This window comes from Methylotenera oryzisoli, assembly GCF_004661485.1.
In the GTDB taxonomy this organism is placed as follows: domain Bacteria; phylum Pseudomonadota; class Gammaproteobacteria; order Burkholderiales; family Methylophilaceae; genus Methylotenera; species Methylotenera oryzisoli.
The window spans coordinates 261,835-283,117 of the sequence record NZ_PQVH01000002.1 but is presented as its reverse complement, the minus strand read 5'-3'; the positions used below and the strand labels follow the sequence as shown (position 1 = coordinate 283,117).

Here is a 21,283-nt window from a genome sequence, read left to right as displayed (position 1 = left end):
GTGTGGCTGTTACATCTCGACTGGTGTTACCAAGCTAGCCGCCAATTTTGCACGAGCTCTAGCTTCCGCAACATCTTTACCAGACGCTAACGCAACACCCATACGTCTTTTAGTAAATGACTCTGGCTTACCAAACAAACGAATATCTGCGTTAGTGACGGCCAAGGCTTTTTCCACGCCTTCAAAAGCCAGCTGCTTGGTGTTATGACCACCGTAAATCACAGCGCTGGCGCCCGCTTCACGTAAACTTACATCGACAGGCAAGCCTAAAATTGCACGCGCATGTAAATCAAACTCACTAAAGCGTTGTGTAGCCATCGTCACCATGCCTGTATCATGTGGACGCGGGCTAACTTCACTAAACCATACCTGGTCGCCCTTCACAAACAGTTCTACACCAAACAAGCCTAATCCGCCTAAGCTGTCAGTCACAGCTTTCGCAATACGTTTAGATTCTTCCAGTGCTTTGCTTGCCATTGGCTGCGGCTGCCAACTCTCTACATAGTCACCTTTTTCTTGCACATGACCAATTGGATCACAGAAATAAGTGTTAATTTCACCTTGCGCGTTTTTAGCACGTACGGTTAATAAAGTAATCTCGTAATCAAAATCAATTTGTCCTTCAACAATCACCACACCTTGATTAACGCGGCCCGCTGAAGCAGCATAACTCCACGCGGCAGGCACTTCACTGGCTTGTGTAAGACGCGACTGCCCCTTACCTGATGATGACATGGTTGGTTTAATAAAACACGGGTAGCCGATACCAGCATCAATAGCGGCCTGAAGTTCCGCTTCGCTGCGCGCAAATGCGTAAGGAGAGGTCGGCAAATTAAGCTCTTCAGCGGCAAGTCGGCGAATTCCCTCGCGATTCATCGTCAGCTGTACGGCTTTAACGGTAGGAATTACGGTTGCAATGCCTGACTTTTCAATATCAGCAAGGGTAGCCGTGTTCAAGGCTTCAATTTCAGGCACAATTAAATGCGGTTTTTCAAGCGCAATGAGCTGACGCAAGGCTTGATCATCTGTCATATCGATGACATGTGCGCGATGTGCAACTTGTTGGCCTGGCGCATTTTCGTAGCGATCAACCGCAATCACTTCCACACCTAAGCGCTGCAAAGCGATAATCACCTCTTTGCCAAGCTCACCACTACCCAAGAGCATGACACGGGTTGCATTAGGACTTAAGGGAGTTCCGATTCGCATAGGGATTCTTTCATTTGATGATTGCTCGAATCATACCACGCAGCTATTTTTAAGAAAATTGCAGATGTGTGTTAATTCACAAGAAAATCAGAAATAGAAGCGAATCTATGGCAAGTAGCTGTGCCGTGTAAGTAAGACCATCACGTAATGATACAGGGCTTATGATGCTAACCTTGGGCGTACTAAACTTTTGGCACAAAGCTCTAAGCGTAGCGAGCGTAGAATACACTAGGGTTTGATTTGATGCTTATCCATACGATAGCGCATAGTCATGCGTGTTATGCCTAGCTTTCTCGCCGCTTCAGAAACATTAAATTTAGTTTCTGTTAACACCTGTAGCAATATCGCCCGCTCTGCGGCATCCAAAGCAGATTGATGCGAGTCTAAAGACATCAACGGTAAAGGCTCTGCAGGTCGAGTGTTTGGCAATGCCAAATCTATATCCGTTAACTCACCGTTGTGGCAAAGTAACATGGCGCGCGTCACCTGATGTTTTAGCTCTCGCACATTGCCAGGCCATCTGTAAGCTTGCACAGTGCTAATCGCCTCACGTGTAAAATGCGGGCTAGTCAGGCCGTAACGCCTTGCAGTTTGCGCAGCAAAATGCTGTGCTAATAACATAATATCCTGCCCGCGATCACGCAACGGCGGCATAGAGATACTCATCATGTTCAGTCTGTAGTATAAATCCTGCCTAAAGCGCCCGCTCTGCGACATTTCATGCAGATTGCGATTGGTCGCAGCGACGAATCTAGCAGGTACAGCACGCTCTTTGGTTGAACCAATGCGCCTAACCACACGCCGCTCCAGTACATTAAGTAATTTGGCTTGTAAGGCTAATGGCAACTCACCGATTTCATCCAGAAACAAAGTGCCGTCTTCAGCTGCTTCAATCAAACCGGGCCTGGCGCCAACTGCACCAGTAAACGCGCCCTTCTCATGCCCAAACAGCTCACTCTCCATCAACTCAGCTGGTAATGATGCACAATCAACCTGTACGAAAGGCTTTTCACTATTGGCGCAGGATAAATGCAATAAACGTGCAGCCACATCTTTACCCGTACCAGTTTCACCACCAATGAGCACCGTGGGCGGCACACTGTCATTGGAAACCAGTTGTGCGATGCGTGTAATCTGCATTTTTACATTCTGCATGGCAGGGCTATCACCCAGCAACTCAACCCCTTCCGATGCGTGCGCATTGCGCTGACGTGAATAATCCAAACTCTTGCTCTGGTTCGCCGCGGTTTCAGCTTTTTGAATCGACAATAGCAACTCTTCTAGATCAATCGGTTTTTTAAGGTAATCAACTGCACCCTGTTTCATGGCGTTGACCGCATCGCTAATTTCACCATGCGCAGTCATCACAATCACCACAGCGCCTTTTGCGACAAACTCCGGCAGCAGATCTAGCCCATTACCGTCTGGCAGACGCATATCCAGCAACACAACATCTGGCGTAAACTGTCTCACGATATTACGTGCATCTTGCAAGCTTTCCACATGCGCACATTCATAACCGGATTTTTGTAGACGACGCACCACTGCACGTGCAAACAATGCCTCATCCTCAACAATCAGTACTTTTGACTGCTGTTTTCCTGTTATTAAGTTGTCGTTGATACCGAGGTGCCCTAATTGCAATGCTTACTCCTGAAATGCAGATATGTGGTTGTTATTTACCAGCCAACGTTAGCAAGAAACATTCCAAACAGTTTAAATATTGAAGTTCAGTTAAAATTTAACCTAGCCTTTACTATGCCAACTTATACAAAAATGCGCACGGCACGTTGCCTATTGCGCTCAAGTTAACAAACATTAAAAAGCATTCAGCTTACTTTTACCCAATAGTTTATTCATCACGCCACCACATATTCAACCAAAATATGGTTTATTACAACCACATTTTGGCTACCAACAACCAATTAATGGTTATTAACAACCAGCAATCGATGCTATCAAATGTAGCATTTGGTGATGAAAAATAAATATACGCTATAAAATTCAAATGGTTAAATAAACCACATTGCAATAAATGCAATATGGAATATTTATTGCATGTATATAGATAACAACCACATGACGATAAATGTAATTTTTTATTGAAAGTAGCAAAATGAAGAAACCAGTAATGAAACTCAGCGCTGTTGCCGTGATGCTTGCATTTGCAAACACATCAGCATTTGCAGACGATACACCAATGACACTTAAAAAAGTTGAGGTGTATGGAACAACACCACTGCCTGGCATTGGATTACCGTTAAACAGAGTGCCGGCTAATATTCAAATGGCATCACCTAAAGATGTTAAGAATCAATCTGGCGTGTCAATTGCCGACTACATGACAAATAATATGCAAGGCGTTACCGTGTCTGATATGTCAGGTAACCCATGGCAACCAGAGATTAACTTCCGCGGCTACTCTGCATCATCATTATTAGGCAATGCTCAAGGTTTATCTACTTATGTAGATGGCGTGCGTGTTAATGAACCATTTGGTGATGTGACCCTTTGGGACAAAATTCCTAGTTTTGCTATCGGTAATATGCAGATGGTACCGGGCTCAAATCCTTTGTTCGGCTTAAACACTTTAGGTGGTGCAATTGTAGTCCACACAAAAAGCGGGCGTGACAACCAAGGCATGGCGTTAGAGTACGAAGCTGGCTCATGGGGGCGCCAACGCGCTTTAATCGAAGCTGGTGGCGTATCAAAAGATGGTTCAGTTGACTACATGCTAGGCTATCAACATACAACAGAGGACGGCTGGAGAAAAAACTCACCATCTCACCTGAATCAGTTATTTGGTAAATTTGGCTGGCAGAATGAATCCACAAAATTAGATCTTACCTACATCGGTACAGATAACAATCTGATTGGTAACGGTTTTTCACCTGAAAACCTGTTGAGCGGTGATCGTGATCAGATTCACACTCGCCCAGACTTAACCAACAACTACTCACACTTTCTGGCACTGAACGGCTCACATTGGATAAATGAAGATACCATGTTCTCCGGTAACGTTTATTACAGAAAGTCTAATCGGCATACAAAAAATGGCGACTTGTGGGAAGGAGAATCTGATGGCACTGGCACAATAGGAAGTTTCGTTGGCCAATTTGATGCCGATGAGGAGTACACCGGTTCAGTGATGAATCGCAGTAAAACCACACAAGATACTTATGGTGCAACAGGCCAAGTAACGTTTGATCAAGACTGGATGGGCAAGAAAAACCAATTTGTTCTTGGTGCAGGTTATGACTACACATTAATGCGATTTAAGCAGTCAGCGCTAATTAACGTTTACGATGAAACTAACAATCCAGATGTGTTTAACTCTAGCCGTGCGCCAATTTTCAACAGCCCAGCTTATGACCCATCCAATGAGTTTGGTGTATTACCTAACACTCAAACCACGGGCCTCACCGGTAAGCAATATACAGCTCGCTTATTTGCCACAGACACATTATCGCTCAACGATAAATGGCATTTAACTGGTGGTGCCAGTTGGAACTTCACCCGTGTTGATAACGTAGATACACTAAGAGGTCCTCGCTCAGACACAAACCCTAATAGCCTCACAGCAAGAGATAGCTATACACGTTTAAATCCAAGTATCGGCCTGACCCATACGCCTAACGACAATTTAACGTTCTATACTTCTTATAGCGAGTCTAGCCGCGCGCCAACAGCTATTGAGCTTGGCTGTTCCAACCCAGCAGCACCATGCTTACTCCCATCAGCAATGGCGGATGACCCGCCATTAAACCAAGTGGTTGCAAAAACCTATGAGTTTGGTGGTCGTGGCTTACTCACAGAGAGCATCCGTTGGAATGCTGGTGTATATCAAGCCGTTAACCACGATGATATTCAATTTACTGCCGCAGGTTCATCAAACGGTGCAGGTTACTACAAAAACGTAGGTCGTACTAAACGCCAAGGCTTGGACATGGGTCTGGCTGGTGACGTAGATAAATTCAAATGGAGCGCTTCATATAGCTACGTGCGTGCCACTTATGACTCTGATGTATCATTTGTAAGCTCTTCAAACTCCTCAGAAGATGGTGAAGGTATTATTTATGTAAAACCTGGTGATCGTATTCCATCTATTCCAGCGCATCAGTTAAAACTACGTGCTCAATATGCTGTCACACCAGCATGGACAATTGGTACAAATGTGATTGGTTATTCAAGTGCTTATGTATGGGGCAATGAAAACAATAACCATCGTGCCAACACTGCTGCTTGCTCTGATACGGCGCAAGCTGACACCTGTGCTCTTGGCAATGGTAAAGTAAGCGGCTATTTCATTGTGAACTTAGACACGCAATACAACATTGGTAATGGTTGGAAAGCGTTTGCTAAAGCTACTAACATTTTTGATCGTGAATACAATGTAAGCGGTCGTTTAGCGGAAACAATGTTTGCAGCTGATGGTACATATGGTACTGAATCAAAACAACTTGGCCTGTTGCCTGGCGCACCGCGTGCGGCCTGGATTGGTGCTCGCTATGAGTTTGGCGGCCCAAAAACATCAGCAAGTAAATAAACAGTAATAAATATTGGCTTGGTCATTTTAACGAATGACCACTGATGAAAAAAAGGGGTTACAGTTCGCTGTAACCCCTTCTTTATATCAGTTTGTACTCATCAACATCTGGTTAACGCAATCCCCTGTGCCTTAAATGCTATTGAGTAATTGTCTTGGCGGGATATTCAAAAAGCCTCGTAAGCCTAGCCATGCAGCAGCTGGGATAACAACTGTAGCAATGACGATACCTATCAGCATCACACTCAGATTAAACTCAAACGGAATATCAAGTACACCCACGCTAATATAATAGGCTAAGAAATTTGCCGCAATAGAGGCCACTAATGCAGAAATAATGCCTATACAGGCAAATTCAGCAATGTAAGCGACACTCACTTGCTGGCGTGACGCACCAAACACACGCATTAGCGTTGCCTCCTTAACACGCTCCTCTCGAGTTGCAACCAGAGAAGCATACAACACAGCAACCCCAACCAACAGGCTAAAGGCAAATACATACTCAACGGCCTGACTCATTCTTTGCATAATGCTGCGCACTTGCTGCATCAAGGCTGCAATATCGATCACCGTTAAATTAGGGTACTGTTTAATCAGTTGATTGAGTGAGTTTTCGGCACCTATCGGCAAATGAAAACTACTGATATGGCTGGCAGTAAATTGATCCAGTACACCTGGTGGTGTTACAGCAAAAAAGTTAGCGCGCATGGTATCCCACTCTACTTTTCTGAGGCTGCTTACAGTCAATGTGAGCGGGCTTCCAGCCACATCAAATTGGAGTTCATCTCCAAGTTTAATATTAAGACTTTTTGCCAACCCCTCCTCTAATGATATCAATGGCCTGCCATAGTCCTGACTCGGCCACCAACGCCCTGCGATTAGTTTATTATCGCTTTGCATTTCCGCCGCCCAAGATAAATTAAACTCTCTTTCAGCAAGCCTTTTGGCACGCTCATCTTGCCACTCTACCGTTTTAATCAGCTGTTTATTTTTACTAACTAAGCGTGCCCGCACCATCGGGAAAATCGCCGCATCTTTAATGTGCTGGGCAGTAAAAAATTGACTTACGCTATCTATCTGGTCTGGCTGAATGTTAATGACAAATCGATTCGGCGCGTCTGCAGGCAAAGAGGCTTGCCAATTACGGATAAGATCACCACGTATCAATGTGAGCAGCATAATGACCATCAAACCCATACAAAAGCCTATCATTTGCACGGTAGATAAGCCTAGCCGCCGCTTTAAGTCTTGTATACCCAAGCTTACTGAAGCTAGCAGCTTGGTTCGGGGAGTTGATATCAAAAAACGCTGCACCAAAAATGTCAGAACGTAAATAAAGCCCAGCACAACCAAGCTCAATCCCAGCATTGCCACAATAGTGAATAGCGCAATATTCATATCATGTGCCTGCCAGAAAATCATCAGCACCATCATCAACGCAGCAGGCAAAAACTTGGCTTGGGCTGATAGTGGCAGCATCAACGTGTCTAGCCTCAGTATATTCATCGCGGACAGATTTCTCATTTGCCAAGCATGCGGCAACACCACGGCAATCATCATGCCTATACTCGCGCAAATACCTATCAGCACCGGCGCGAATGAAGTAGGCGGTAATGTTTCAACAAAAAGACTACCCGCCAATTGTGCCAAACCCATCTGCGCGATAAAGCCGAGTAAAGCACCAAGCAATGCACTGAGTAAGGCGATGATGAGGGTTTGAATTGTCAAGATTTGTAGCACAGTAGCTTGCTGGGCGCCAAAGCAGCGCATCAAGGCAAACGTAGTTAGGCTTTGCTTGATATAAGGCAGACTAGACAGCAACATGGCCACCATCGCCAGCACCACGCTCACCATGGCAGATAAGCCCAGAAACTGCTGCGCTTTATCCAATGCCGTTTTAATTTCCGGACGCGCATTACGTACATCATCGATGCTCTCCCCCCGACTCAACTTAGGTTTGGCTTGTACAGAATAGTCATTAATATTTTCAGGTGTAGATGCCAGCAATAGCTGATATTTCACGCGGCTACCGTATTGAATCAGCTTGGTGGTCGCTAAGTCCCTGGCGTTCATCATCAGGCGCGGTGCAAAGCTAAACATATTGCCGCCACGTGAAGGCTCGCGCAGTAATATTGCAGTAACAACTAAGCTACGTTCGCCAACCTCCAGTTGGTCACCTACTTTAACATCTAACAACGTGGCTAAACGTGGCTCTATCCAAACCTCACCGGATTGTGGTGCAGATTGCACAGACTGCCCTATATCACCGGCATGCTGAGCAATAGTTAAATGACCACGTAACGGAAAATTGGCCTCAATCGCCTTAATTTCAACTAACTGGCTAGACTCTCCACGCATTACCATACTAGGAAACTCATAGGTGCGCGTTGTTGAAATTTTCTGCGTTACTGCTGAGTCAATCAGTGCTTGCGGAATGGGATGATCTGACACAACCGCTAGGTCGCCGCCTATCAGTAAACTCCCCTGTTGATTTAAGGCAGATTCAATGCGCTGTGTAAAGAAACTCACGGCAGTAATGGCGGCAACTGCCAGCACTAGCGCAAACACCAGCACCCTTAAAGCGCCTGCTCGCCACAAACTGAGGGTCTGCGACCAAGCTAATTTAATAGCAAGCATCATGATGGTGTCACTTCACGTAGAACACCAGCATCCAGCTTAAACAGGCGCTTACAGCGATTTGCCAGTTGTATGTCATGAGTCACTAACACCAAAGTAGTACCGGCCTCTTGGTTCATATTAAACAGCAATTCGATAATCATTTGTCCAGTGGTACTATCCAAATTACCGGTAGGTTCATCTGCAAACAAAATACTAGGCTGTGTGGCAAAAGCACGCGCAATAGCTACACGTTGCTGCTCGCCGCCGGATAATTGTTTGGGATAGTGTTGCACACGATGGCTAAGACCCACTTTATCCAAGGCCTCTAAGCTTAGTCTTTCTGCCGCTGCATGGCTTTTTAATTGCAAAGGCAGCATCACGTTTTCCAGCGCGGTCAGTGCGGGCAATAATTGGAATGACTGAAACACAAAACCCATATCGGCAGCACGCACGGCGGCACGGCCATCTTCATTTAAGCTACTAAATGCGCTACCTCTAATTTGAACGCTTCCACTGGTTGGGATATCCAACCCTGCAAGCATACTGAGCAATGTTGATTTACCTGAGCCTGAGCTACCGATGATGGCGATTTGGTCGCCTTTTGCAACGCTGAGATTTAGGCCACTGAGTATGCGAATTTGGTTATCATGGTTAGTAATTTCGTAATGTAAATCTTGTGCTTGAATCAAAGGAGGCTGTTGCATTCATGTCGTTCCGTTTATTGTTGGTATTTAAAACCGTACTACTTAGTTTGTTGTTCTTGAATTTCGTTGCATGGTCTGCCCCGGTTTTTGCAGAAAATGCAAAAATCATGGTGTATGGAGATAGCTTATCTGCGGCATATGGCATTCCACAGCAACAAGGCTGGGCATCATTACTGCAAAAAAAATTAGATGCGGAACGCTATCAATATCAAGTCGTTAACACCAGCATAAGCGGAGAAACCACCAGTGGCGGAGTTAGTCGTATCCAGCACGCCCTCGACCAGACCAAACCCAATATCATTATCCTTGAACTTGGCGCCAATGACGGCCTTCGTGGTTTACCTATTCCGGAAATGACAGCCAATCTCAATACCATCATTCAGCAAAGTAAGAAATCTGGCGCGAAAATATTATTAGTAGGGATGAGAATCCCACCTAATTATGGGCCGCGATACACAACAAACTTTAGCCAAAGTTACGTAAATCTTAGCCAAAAACACAATATCCCGCTGGTGCCCTTTATGTTAGATAATATTGCGGCAAAGGCTAACCTCATTCAGGATGATGGACTACACCCAAACGCCATTGCGCAGCCATTGGTTTTGGATAACATTTGGCCGCACCTCAAGCAATTACTTAAGAAATAATTTGGCTTATCAGCCTTATGTCGCCTCAAAGTAGCCGGCCTAAACTAAGCCCGTGTCTGATGTGCTTCAAATGCAGCGGGTTGCCAGGTTACCTCTACGCCCAACTCGCCCACAGCGGCTTTTAGCTCGTGTGCAATGCCTATCCCTGGCACGCATGCCAGCGTGTCCTGCCAGTATATCAATGGCAAATGGTCACGCTGCCAAGGCGGAATATTGCCAGCTTGCAAAAGATGCTTCAATGTTCGTGTTGGCCTTGTAACATCTGGTTTAAAACGCTCGCCACCACGGCGATTAGTAATTCTAAGCCGGGCCATACCAAATTTAAGTGCTAAGCCAGCACCTTGCACTTGCTTGAATGTAAGTAAACCACCATCAGGCACCATCAATGTAGCCTCGCCATTCCACATCATATCAAATGACTCACTCACTTGTGGTATGCAAAGGTAAGCACGTTGCTGGTAGCGCCTTAGCGTGTAATGCTGAATGTTAATGCTCAACTCAGCATCTGGTTTAGCATTCAGCAGCTGCGTCAACATCTCGGCAAGGTGATCTGAAGTAGGCATCGCAAGCTTATGCTGGGCAAACCACCACCGTAATAAATTCTTGGCACGTACCATGCCTAACTGCGCTAGACCTTGCAAACAAATACTGTCGTTAACAACTAAATCTTGCGCATCTATTTCAGCTAACACCTCTAGTAATGTACTCGCCTCCGCAAGATGTGAAGCGGTGCGGGCAATGACAGATTGCACGCTAGGGTAACGCGCCTGCAAAACTGGCATGACATCATGACGTATAAAATTACGCTCATACTTAGTGTTGTCGTTACTCTCGTCATCACACCACGTCAGGTTATGCTGTATCGCATAATCAAAAAGTGACTGCCTAGCTACACCCAGCAACGGCCGCATCAGGCTACGTGTTTGATCCACGGTTGCCATACTACTCAGACCCTTCACACCGGCGCCCCTTAACAGTTGCAGGAGCAAGGTTTCTGCCTGATCATCCTGATGATGCGCAGTGACAACAAAATCTGCCTGAATGGCACGCAATTCATCAAACAAAGCCTGATAACGGAGCAAGCGCGCTGCCGCCTCAACCCCTAATTTACTGGCTTGATCCACCTTCACGTGGGTAATAGTGATAGGAACTTGAAGCAACTGGCACTGCTGCTCACATAAAGCGGCCCAAGCGTCTGCATTTGGACTCAAACCATGGTGTACATGCAAGGCGTGCAGTTCAAACCCAAGCGAGGGCATAAGTGTCGCCAATAAGTGTAGCAATACGGAAGAATCTAAACCGCCACTTAGTGCGAGCAACAGTTTAGGCGTTGCTGCTAGCGGCTGGATTAGTGAATGTGCATCAACAGCTAGGCACTTGCTCGAAAATAAGTGCTGGCTTAAAAAGGAGTGTAGTTCAGATAATACAGGATGAAGTGCATTAGAATCAGGCTGGCTTGCTAACGCTAGCTTACCAGCCCGTTTGACAGAAGCCTTACTTTTCAGCAACTTCTTTGAATTTGCCATAGCTCATTAAGCGCTCATAACGGCTCACTAATAATGTTTTAATTGATTTAGATTTAAAGCGAGTCAACTCTTCTTTCAGCGCTACCTTTAATGATGCCATCATCTCTTCAGGGGCACGATGCGCGCCACCCATAGGCTCCGGGACAATTTTATCGATTAAACCTAGTGTTTTAAGCTTATCAGCCGTAATAGCCAATGCTTCCGCAGCTACAGAAGCTTTATCAGCGCTCTTATATAAAATAGAAGCGCAGCCTTCTGGCGAGATTACTGAATAAGTACCATATTGCAACATCAGCAGTTGATCCACGACACCCAATGCCAATGCGCCACCAGAACCACCTTCACCGATAATCACACCGATGATAGGCGTTTTCAGCTCAGCCATCACATATAGGTTACGTGCAATCGCCTCAGACTGACCACGTTCCTCAGCACCAATACCAGGATAGGCACCCGGAGTATCGATAAACGTCACGATTGGTATATTAAACTTTTCAGCCAAGCGGAATAAACGTAACGCCTTGCGGTAGCCTTCAGGGCGTGGCATACCGAAGTTACGATACTGACGCTCTTTGATATCACGGCCTTTTTGGTGACCAATCACCATCACTGGCTGGCCTTCAAATCTAGCGATACCACCTACAATTGCAGGGTCGTCTGAAAATGCACGGTCGCCATGCAACTCTTCAAAATCAGTAAATAAAGCCTGAATATAATCTAATGTATATGGGCGCTGTGGATGGCGTGCCATTTGAGAAATCTGCCAAGCAGTCAAATTGCCATAAATATCTTCAGATAGCTTTTTGCTTTTCTTTTCTAGTGCGGTCAATTCTTTTGAGATATCCAAATTATCGTGGTCATCATGTGATGAGCGTAGGCTCTCGATTTTCGCTTCTAATTGAGCGATTGGCTGTTCAAAATCTAAATAAGTAATTTTCATATCGTTATGTTTTGTCTCAAATAATCTGATTCTATAATGCCTAAATTTACTGTCAGGTGCAGGTTTGCGTTAATCGCAAACCTATTAAAGAAACGTTAAGTTTGCATAAATCCGTCATTATCAGCGGTGTGACCACTTATATAGCATTATCCACAATGCGCTAATTATATAGGATTTTTACATTATTCTTACTCAACCATTCGCTTAAACTCGCAATCAGCTCATCATGCAAATCCACGCGCCAATCATTGCCTAGCATCAGCTCCACTTTGCTGGTTTGATTATGGTACTCAATTTTAATCGGGCAGCCACGCACCTCATCAGATGCACTCACACAGTACGGTTTTAATAATGTCTTTAACTTAACTGCGTCGGACTGGCCATTGCACATGATTTTTAGAAAACTAGCACGGGTATTTCTTAATGCAGAAAGGTCATATAGTTTGCGTGCATTCACGCGCACACCGCCAGAAAACTCATCATGGCTCACACGCCCTTCTACAATCACCAACTGGTCATCCTTCAGCAGTTGCTGCGATTGATTTAACAAATCATTGCCAACTACCACTTCAATCCTGGTTGTGCCATCATCCAAACCAACAATCGCCATTTTTCCACGCGCCGTCATGCGGTTACGTACGCCAGAGACGATACCCGCTAATAGTTGCGGCTGATCTTTTGGTGCTAAGTTCGCTAATGTTGTACTGATAAACTGGCTTAAATCTTTTTGGTAAGACCAATATGGATGACCGCTAAAATAAAAGCCCAATGCAACCTTTTCTTCTTGCAGGCGCTGCTGTTCCGGCCATGGTGCAACGCTAGGCAGTACATGTACCGATTGGTCTGACGCCTCGCCAAACAAACTATTTTGATTGCTGTTGGCATTGGTTTGCTCAGCGGCACTAATTGCCAAGGCAACCCCTGCTAATAAAGCATGCCGGTTAGGCTCAAGCTTATCAAATGCGCCGGCTCTAATCAGCGACTCAATAACACGTCTATTTACTTTACGTAAATCTAAACGGCTGCAAAAATCAAACAAACTAGTGAATGGGCCATCTTTGGCACGCGCTTGTAAAATCACATCAATCGCAGCTGAACCAGTCCCTTTGACGGCACCCAAGCCATACAAGATTTGATTCTTGCTCACAGGCTTGAACTTGAACTCACTTTCATTCACATCCGGTGGCAGCACTTCAACCTGATTCGGTGCGCAATCATCGTAAAAGATATGCACACTGTCCGTGTTATTCATATCAGCAGACATAGTGGCAGCCAAAAACGCCGCTGGATAATGCGTTTTAAGATAAGCGGTATGGTAGGCAACCAAAGCGTAAGCTGCCGCGTGAGATTTATTAAAACCATAACCTGCAAACTTTTCCAGCAAGTCAAACAAATCACTGGCCTGCTGCTCAGTCATGTTGTTTTTGGTCGCACCCTCGGTAAATATCTTACGCTGGGCATCCATCTCTTCTTTTTTCTTTTTACCCATCGCGCGACGGAGCAAGTCAGCGCCGCCTAGGCTATAGCCAGCCACCACCTGCGCAATCTGCATCACCTGCTCTTGATAAACGGCAATTCCATAGGTTTCTTTTAAAATTGGCTCGGTAAGCGGATGCGGGTACTCAACACGTTGCTTGCCATGCTTACGGCGGCAATAATCCGGAATCAAATCCATTGGGCCTGGGCGGTACAATGCCACCAAAGCAATAATATCCTCGAAGCAATCCGGCATCGCCTGTTTAAGCATATCCTTCATACCACGCGACTCCAACTGGAACACCGCTGTGGTATTGGCTGTTTTTAAGAGTTGAAAGGTTGGCTTATCATCGATCGGTAGGGTTTCAAACGATAGTGGCGGCAACTCACGCTCGGCACGCTGTTTATTCGCATTTTCCAATGCCATATCCAGAATAGTCAGCGTACGTAAGCCCAAAAAGTCGAACTTCACCAACCCTACGGCTTCAACATCATCCTTGTCGTACTGACTCACCAAGCTCGCGCCGTCTGGCTGACAGTACACGGGTGAAAAGTCTGCAATCTTGCTGGGGGAAATCAACACACCGCCCGCATGCATACCGATATTACGCACCAAGCCCTCTAGTCGTAGCGCAAGCTCTAGCAACTCTTTTACTTCTTCTTCATTTTCACGGCGTTCAGCTAGCTGCGGTTCTTTTTCTAGCGCATCGGATAAGGTAATACCCAACTCTAGCGGAATGAGTTTTGCAATGCCATCCACAAAGTTAAACGGCAAATCCAGCACACGTCCAACGTCTCGAATCACGGCCTTTGCCGCCATGGTACCGAAGGTTGCGATCTGTGAAACAGCATCAATCCCGTATTTTTGTTTTACGTAATCAATAACGCGATCCCGCCCCTCCTGACAGAAGTCAATATCGAAGTCAGGCATAGATACGCGGTCTGGGTTTAAGAAGCGCTCAAACAGTAAGTTATATTCCAGCGGATCCAAATCAGTAATGCCTAGGCTATAAGCAACCACAGAACCAGCACCAGAACCCCGCCCGGGTCCTACTGGAACACCATTATTTTTTGCCCAGTTAATGAAGTCTGCCACGATTAAGAAATAGCCGGCAAAACCCATCTGGTTAATCACATTGGTTTCAAAATCTAAGCGTGCGGCGTAGGCATCCTGCTTACTAGCTCGTACCTCTTCATTAGGAAACAACACCTCCAGACGCTTAGCCAGCCCTAGGCGCGCCTCGGAGATTAAGTAATCATTCAGGCTTTCATTATTAGGGGTAGGAAACTGCGGTAAGTAGTTTTTACCTAGCGTTAGGTTTAGGTTACAACGTTTTGCGATTTCCACAGTATTGGTAAGCGCTTCTGGCATATCGGCAAACAATGCTGCGATATCTGCCTGCGTTTTAAAATACTGCTCGGTAGTGAAGTTTTGCGGACGTCTTTTATCCGCCAGCACATAACCTTCAGCAATGCAGGTTCTTGCCTCATGTGCGCGGTAATCATCAGGTGAGGTAAACTGTATCGGGTGCGTGGCAACAACTGGTAGGTTTAGCTCGTGCGCAATACGGCGAACATGCTGAATATACTGCTCTTCACCTGCTTTGCCTGCATCAGTCGCAATGCGTTGTACTTCTAGATAAAAGCGGTCTGGGAATAACTGATGCCATTCATTTGCAAGCCTTTTCGCCAAACCTACATTGCCTTGTGTACAGGCCTGACCCACGTCACCGGCAAGTCCACCAGACAGCAGCAGCAAGCCTTCAGTCCCCATTTCAGAGAACCATGCACGCTTAAACTCGGCACGCCCGCGATATTGGTTGCTTAGATAGGCGCGACTCAACAAATGACATAGCGTTAAGTAGCCAGCGTGGGATTGGCACAGCAATAACAAACGTGAAGGCTGTTCTCGATTATCCGTATTTTCTAACCAGACATCACAACCTATGATAGGTTTAACACCCTTGCCGCGGGCAGTTTTATAGAACTTGATGGCACCGAACAAATTGCTCAAATCAGTCAATGCAAGCGCTGGCATTTTGTCATTCACCGCCTGTTTGACGTAGTCGTCTATGCGCACGATACCATCCACAATCGAATACTCGCTATGGCAGCGCAAATGGACAAAACTAGGAGAAACTGAAGGGGATGGTGTCGTTTGTAGCATAAGGTAATTTTACCTTATTGACGGGTATCGTTGTAGGCAATGTAGGTGTTTAACACTACAAATAAATTACTAAATACAGCATATTTTTGATGGTTTAAGGCTTGCTAAATCATGCATTTCAATAGTGAATACAAGGTAAGCACCTTACCAGCATAGGATATTACCCTATGCCAGCACTTGAGCTTAAAACTTCATGCTATAACGTGAGTATTATCAATGATTAAGCAAAGCATGCACTTGCTCAATCAGCACCTCATCTTGCACAGGCTTACCCAAGAAAGCATTCACGCCGATATCTGTTGCCACATTACGATGCTTCTCTGCTGTACGTGAGCTAATGATAATTAATGGCGTATGCGAGGTTTGTACGTTATCTCGCACATAGCGTGAGAACTCAAAACCATCCATGCGCGGCATTTCGATATCGGTCAGAATAATCGCTGGCGATATTAGCTGCAATTTCTGAATCGCATCCATACCATCATTTGCCGTCACCACTTCAAATCCATCACGCTCTAATACGCGTGACAGCACTTTACGCATCGTGAGGGAGTCATCCACCACTAGCGCTACTTTCTTCAATTTTTCCACTACTGGGGCTACATTGGTAACCTTAATCGAGCCGCTGGCTAATTCTTCCCTATTGGCTAACAACACTGGGTTAATCACCAAAATAATCGCGCCATCGCCCATCACAGTTGCACCAATCATGCCTGGCACATGGGAAAGCTGGGTACCCATAGGCTTCATCACCACCTCTTGGTTACCAATCAACTCATCTACATGCAACGCTGTGCGGTAAGCACCACTTCGCAGCAGCACGACAGGCGTATAAGTATGCGCTTGCGCAATATGATCAACATCGCCAACGAGTTTTGACAAGAAATGTAATGGGTACTCCCTGCCTGCCCAGCTAATTTTGTTTGCGTTATAGGCATCGCTTAAATCTAATGATTTAAGCTTTTGCACCTGCTCAACCATTACTGATGGAATTGCATAAATTTGAGTACCTACCCGTGCAAGCACCACTTGTGCAACAGACAGCGTTACGGGCAAGTAAATGTTAAACATTGCACCTAAACCAGATGCATTACTTACATCAATACGGCCACCCAGTGCGGCAATGTCGCTACGCACTGCATCCAAGCCCACACCGCGCCCTGCAATCTGTGAAACGGTGTCTGCCGTTGAGAATCCTGGCTCAAAAATAATCGTCATCAGCGCTTGGTCTGAAACTTCTTGATCTGCGCTAAACAGCCCCTTCTCAACCGCTTTCTGTTTAACTTTAGCCAAATTCACACCTGCGCCATCATCGGTAATTACCAGTGTAATTTCGTCGTTTTCCAAGCTGATTTTCAGCTTAATATGGCCAACCTCAGACTTACCTAACTTGACGCGCTCACTGGTTGACTCCAGCCCATGCGCAACAGCATTACGTAGCAAATGCTCTAACGGTGCACCCATTTTATCCAGCACACCACGATCCAGCTCAATGCTTTCACCTTCAATGGTCATTTCTACGCGTTTATTCAACTCTCTGGCAGTTTGGCGCACGATACGCTGCAAGCGCTCAGAAATAGTCGAGAACGGCAACATACGTACTGTCATCAAGCCTTGTTGCAACTCACGGTTCATGCGATTTTGTTGCTGCAACGCTGCATCTGTCTGATCCAGGTTAAGCAACAAACCATGTTGAATGGTAGCCACGTCGTTAACACTCTCGGCCATCATACGGGTCAGCTCTTGCAAGCGGGTAAATCGGTCAAACTCTAGCGGGTCAAACGTTTCATTGGCTTCTTGTAGCAAGCTCATACGAGATTGCAACTGTGTTTCTGCTTCAATTTCCAACTCACGCAGATAACTACGCAGCCTGCTAATACTGTCAGTCAAATCAGTAGAAGACTGTTTGAAGTTCTGCATTTCTCTATCCATACGAGAACGCATAATAGAAACTTCACCGGCCTCATTAATCAATCGGTCTAGCACATCGGCACGCATACGCAGGAACTGTGTTTTACGCTCACTCTGCCTGGTTGATTTTGGAGTCGCTGCTTTTACTTTGGCTTGTGCTGGCGTATCGCTCGTCACAGCGCTACTCATATCACCCACTATGTCTTCTAGCATGTAACCGATACGGTCAAACTCGACAAACATCGCATCAAAGTCATCTACCGTTACTTGATGCCTTAACGCGCGAATCACGTGGTCTTCCATCCCATGCACGCTATCGCCAATCGCGGCTTGTCCAGCCATACGCGCACTACCCTTCAGCGTATGCAGTGCACGCTGTAAGGAGTCTGGGTACTCAGCCTCTTTAGGGTTAATGCGCCAACCTCTTAAATCTTTACCAATTTGCGGAATAAGCTCACGCGCCTCTTCCACAAACAGTGCCAACAGCTCATCATTAACGATAGCATCTTTTCGCAGCAACGCTTGTTCTGCTGCCAGCAGTGCGCTCGGCTCCACTGGCAACTCAACCAATGGTTCAGCCGACACAAGTTCATCTTGAACAAGGTCAACTAGCGCAAGGTTAGCTGCTTCAAGGCCAATTTCTGGAGGCACATCCTCTTGTACAGCTTCCACAGGCACTTCCGCCGCTTTAGCTTTTGACTTGGATTTTTTCTTAGATTTCTCTGCACGCTCGATTTCAAGCACAGCAGCTTCTGCTTCTTGCGTAGCAGATGCCTGCATTGCAGCGGTGGATTCACTCAAGGCTAAAATCAACGCACGTGATGATCTTGGGTTTTTAAGCGCCTTGGCTTTTTCCAAACCATCTGCCAGCGCTTTAACTACATTGCCATACAGTGCAATGTGCTGCGCAGTCCAGGTACTATGATGCTCATCTAGCCAATGTTCTAAAGCGCGCGCCAAGTCACCAATCGCTTTAAATCCGGCGGTAAGCGCATTACTACCCAAGGTATGTGCGGCACGGCAGCTTTCTGGTGTAGGCAAATCGGTAGAGTTCTCCACTAAGGCCGCATGCGCATCAATCAATGCTTGTAAATGCTGTTGCGCTTCACCCAAGAATATATTAAAGAATGCTTTACTTAACTTGCGAGTGCCACCTATCAGTACTTCTTCTTTTTGAACGACAGGTTTAGCCTCGGCAGCATTCTGCTCGAGCTCACTAATCAAAGCCGCCGCTTGCTGCTGGAATGGCGCTGGATTAAGCGCAACTTTTTGCGCTTGCTGTAGTTCTGCTACCCAATTTGCAAATGCAGCGCTGACTTTCTCAACAAAAGCCAATATGGCCGACGTTGGAAAGGTTTTGCGCTCTAAAACCACATTAAGTAGATTCTCCACCGCCCAAGCCACTTCACCCAAGCCTAACAAACCAACCGTTCGCCCGCTACCTTTGAGTGTGTGATAAGAACGACGCACCTCAACAAATGCTTCACTATCAGTTGCATTAACACGTAATGCCTGTAAATTTTGCGCTAAGGCGGCAAGCACCTCTTCAGCCTCAGCTAAGAATATATCTAACAACTCAGCATCAAATGCCTGATCCAACACTTCGTCAGCAACATTTTCGGCTACCCTAGCTGGCATTGCTTCAGCTTGAGCCTCAGCATCATCGCTTAAATTCAAATCGATTGCTGACAGATCAACTGCCAGCACATCCTCTGTAGGGCTAGAATCTGCCAGCACTAGCGCTGGTGTAATGAGCGCTGACGAAGTAAGTCCAAGCCTATCTGCCGCTTGTTCTAAACGTAACAATGCATCCGCCAATGCGCGTTCAGCCTCGCTATGTACATTTGGCAATTCTTCCGCATACAAACCTAACATACTTAGGTTTTCAGCAATCAGCTCAAATACTGGCAAGTGACCTGTACTATCATGGTCTCTAAAGTGCTCAACGAAATTAACGCTCAATTGTGCAATGGATTTTGGCACAGGCATTTCTAACATATCAAACGCTGCGGAAATTTGCTGTAATGGTTTGCTGGCTTCTTCTAACTCAGCAGTGTTTTCTGGGTTTCTGAAGAAACTATCTAATGCTTTTTCAACAATTTCCAGCGCTGCCAACACTTGTTTAGCAACGGCCTCTACTAAAGTGGCGTCATGCTGTGCCTGCGCAAATTCATCCACAGCTGGTGCCAAGGTCTCGCCACGCATGACGGCATGCAGGCGTGAAATTTGCGTATTAATTTTCTGGTTAGCTTCTGCATCTAGCTGCTGGTAATGATCGCAGCTAGACTCTAGCAAATTCAACGAAGCGGCAACCTCGATAAATGCTACATCATTTAATTTAGCAGCATCATGCTGCAAGCCTTCTGTAGTTTGATACGTAGTATTAAATAAACTAACGACCCCCACATGATTGAGGCCTTGCTGGACAGTATTGAGAATATGTTCAAACTTATTGACCAATGTAGTCAAATCAAGTGCACTGGCTGCCACATCATTAACACTAATATTCGACCATAAATCTTTAAGTGTTGGGATATCTGCAATCAACTGCGCCAATGCTGCCTGCTCGGCTGCATTAGAGCTAACAGCCTCTGCTGCTTGCGTCACAGAAGGTAAAGCAGCGTCCAGCTCGAATGTATTTTTAACTGCCGCAATTGTGTCTGTGCTTCTATCACTAATCGCAACGTAATAGAGCAAATCCCGCAATAAGCGTGATGGGACTTTAGCATCACCCATCGCTACATTACGCAACTGACGATCCAGCTTGCTACACAGTTTCTTTGCACCGGGATTGTCGGCTACTTTTTCTTGTGCAAGTGCATCGGTAAAGGCAGAAGCAGTCCACCACAATGTTCTTGGTGCACTTTTAGATTGCACTTGTTGCACTTTGGCAACGGCATCACGCATCCCATCCAATGCCATCGCATCTTTAGTGCGTAACCAATCTAGTAAAGACTTTTGAAAAGCGGCTCTTTGTTCTGATACAAAAATCGGAATTGAAGACTCTTCAATCGGGTTGCTTGGTAAATCTTTAGGCGCACTATTATCTACATCTGGGAAGAACAATTCACTTTCATCCAGAGTCTCGCCTTGCGCTTCAACGATAGGCTTGAGTGGTTTATAGAGCCGGATGGGTTGGTCTGGTTGACCATTTAGCAAATCCTGCAAATATTTAGACAACGCCTCCACAGCGCTAATCAAGTGATCCATTACTTCTTGGCTCACTGCAGTTTGCTGCTTTGCCAAACGATCAGCAAGTTTTTCCAGCTCGTGACAATAGCGTTTGCAACCTTCTAAGCCAACCATATCGAGCGCACCGCTCACCTGATACAGATGCGCAATGGTAAACCTCAAGTTAGCGAACTCACTTGGGTTCTGATTGACCTCATTAAAGCTTTCCAGCACTTTTTGCAGTGACTGATCAATCTCATCTTTAACCCAAGACAACGGGCCAGTATCAAATGCTTCAGGCATTATTTACTTCCATTTTCGGTGTGTAGTTTTTCATGGCGGTTTATGTGTCTTATGCTAAAAATTA

General features: G+C 45.8%; 10 protein-coding genes. 2 read left to right on the top strand and 8 right to left on the bottom strand.

Going from position 1 to position 21,283, the window contains the following annotated elements:
- Nucleotides 1–9: 9 nt before the first annotated feature.
- Together purT and C3Y98_RS02145 are read right to left on the bottom strand one after the other, a co-directional pair.
- Nucleotides 10–1,209, bottom strand: a complete 1,200-nt coding sequence (gene purT, locus C3Y98_RS02150; RefSeq protein ID WP_135276483.1) for a formate-dependent phosphoribosylglycinamide formyltransferase — start codon at nucleotides 1,207–1,209, stop codon at nucleotides 10–12.
- A gap of 228 nt (nucleotides 1,210–1,437) precedes the next feature.
- A complete protein-coding gene (locus C3Y98_RS02145) occupies nucleotides 1,438–2,853 on the bottom strand; it encodes a sigma-54-dependent transcriptional regulator (RefSeq protein ID WP_135276482.1) in 1,416 nt (471 codons plus the stop codon).
- Nucleotides 2,854–3,325: 472 nt separating this feature from the next.
- Here C3Y98_RS02145 and C3Y98_RS02140 point away from each other — a divergent pair, with 472 nt between their 5' ends.
- Nucleotides 3,326–5,755: a TonB-dependent receptor gene (locus tag C3Y98_RS02140; protein WP_135276481.1), complete on the top strand. Its 2,430-nt coding sequence runs from the start codon at nucleotides 3,326–3,328 to the stop codon at nucleotides 5,753–5,755.
- Nucleotides 5,756–5,887: 132 nt separating this feature from the next.
- Here C3Y98_RS02140 and C3Y98_RS02135 read toward each other — a convergent pair whose 3' ends face one another.
- Both C3Y98_RS02135 and C3Y98_RS02130 read right to left on the bottom strand, forming a co-directional pair.
- A complete protein-coding gene (locus C3Y98_RS02135; protein WP_135276480.1) occupies nucleotides 5,888–8,395 on the bottom strand; it encodes an ABC transporter permease in 2,508 nt (835 codons plus the stop codon).
- A complete protein-coding gene (locus C3Y98_RS02130; RefSeq protein WP_135276479.1) occupies nucleotides 8,392–9,078 on the bottom strand; it encodes an ABC transporter ATP-binding protein in 687 nt (228 codons plus the stop codon). Before C3Y98_RS02130 ends, C3Y98_RS02135 begins: the two co-directional genes overlap by 4 nt.
- Before the next feature lie 2 nt (nucleotides 9,079–9,080).
- On the opposite strand from C3Y98_RS02130, the gene C3Y98_RS02125 reads away from it, so the two are divergent.
- A complete protein-coding gene (locus C3Y98_RS02125; protein ID WP_135276478.1) occupies nucleotides 9,081–9,725 on the top strand; it encodes an arylesterase in 645 nt (214 codons plus the stop codon).
- Between the two features lie 44 nt (nucleotides 9,726–9,769).
- Here C3Y98_RS02125 and tilS read toward each other — a convergent pair whose 3' ends face one another.
- The 4 genes from tilS to C3Y98_RS02105 form a co-directional block, all read right to left on the bottom strand.
- Nucleotides 9,770–11,251 carry a tRNA lysidine(34) synthetase TilS gene (gene tilS / locus C3Y98_RS02120; protein WP_135276477.1) on the bottom strand — a complete coding sequence of 494 codons (1,482 nt, stop codon included), beginning with the start codon at nucleotides 11,249–11,251 and terminating at the stop codon, nucleotides 9,770–9,772.
- On the bottom strand, nucleotides 11,220–12,191 hold the full coding sequence (locus tag C3Y98_RS02115) for an acetyl-CoA carboxylase carboxyltransferase subunit alpha (RefSeq protein ID WP_135276476.1): 972 nt from the start codon (nucleotides 12,189–12,191) through the stop codon (nucleotides 11,220–11,222). Before C3Y98_RS02115 ends, tilS begins: the two co-directional genes overlap by 32 nt.
- A gap of 160 nt (nucleotides 12,192–12,351) precedes the next feature.
- Nucleotides 12,352–15,834: a DNA polymerase III subunit alpha gene (dnaE, locus tag C3Y98_RS02110; RefSeq protein WP_135276475.1), complete on the bottom strand. Its 3,483-nt coding sequence runs from the start codon at nucleotides 15,832–15,834 to the stop codon at nucleotides 12,352–12,354.
- Nucleotides 15,835–16,047: 213 nt separating this feature from the next.
- Nucleotides 16,048–21,219: a hybrid sensor histidine kinase/response regulator gene (locus tag C3Y98_RS02105; RefSeq protein ID WP_135276474.1), complete on the bottom strand. Its 5,172-nt coding sequence runs from the start codon at nucleotides 21,217–21,219 to the stop codon at nucleotides 16,048–16,050.
- Between the last annotated feature and the right edge of the window lie 64 nt (nucleotides 21,220–21,283).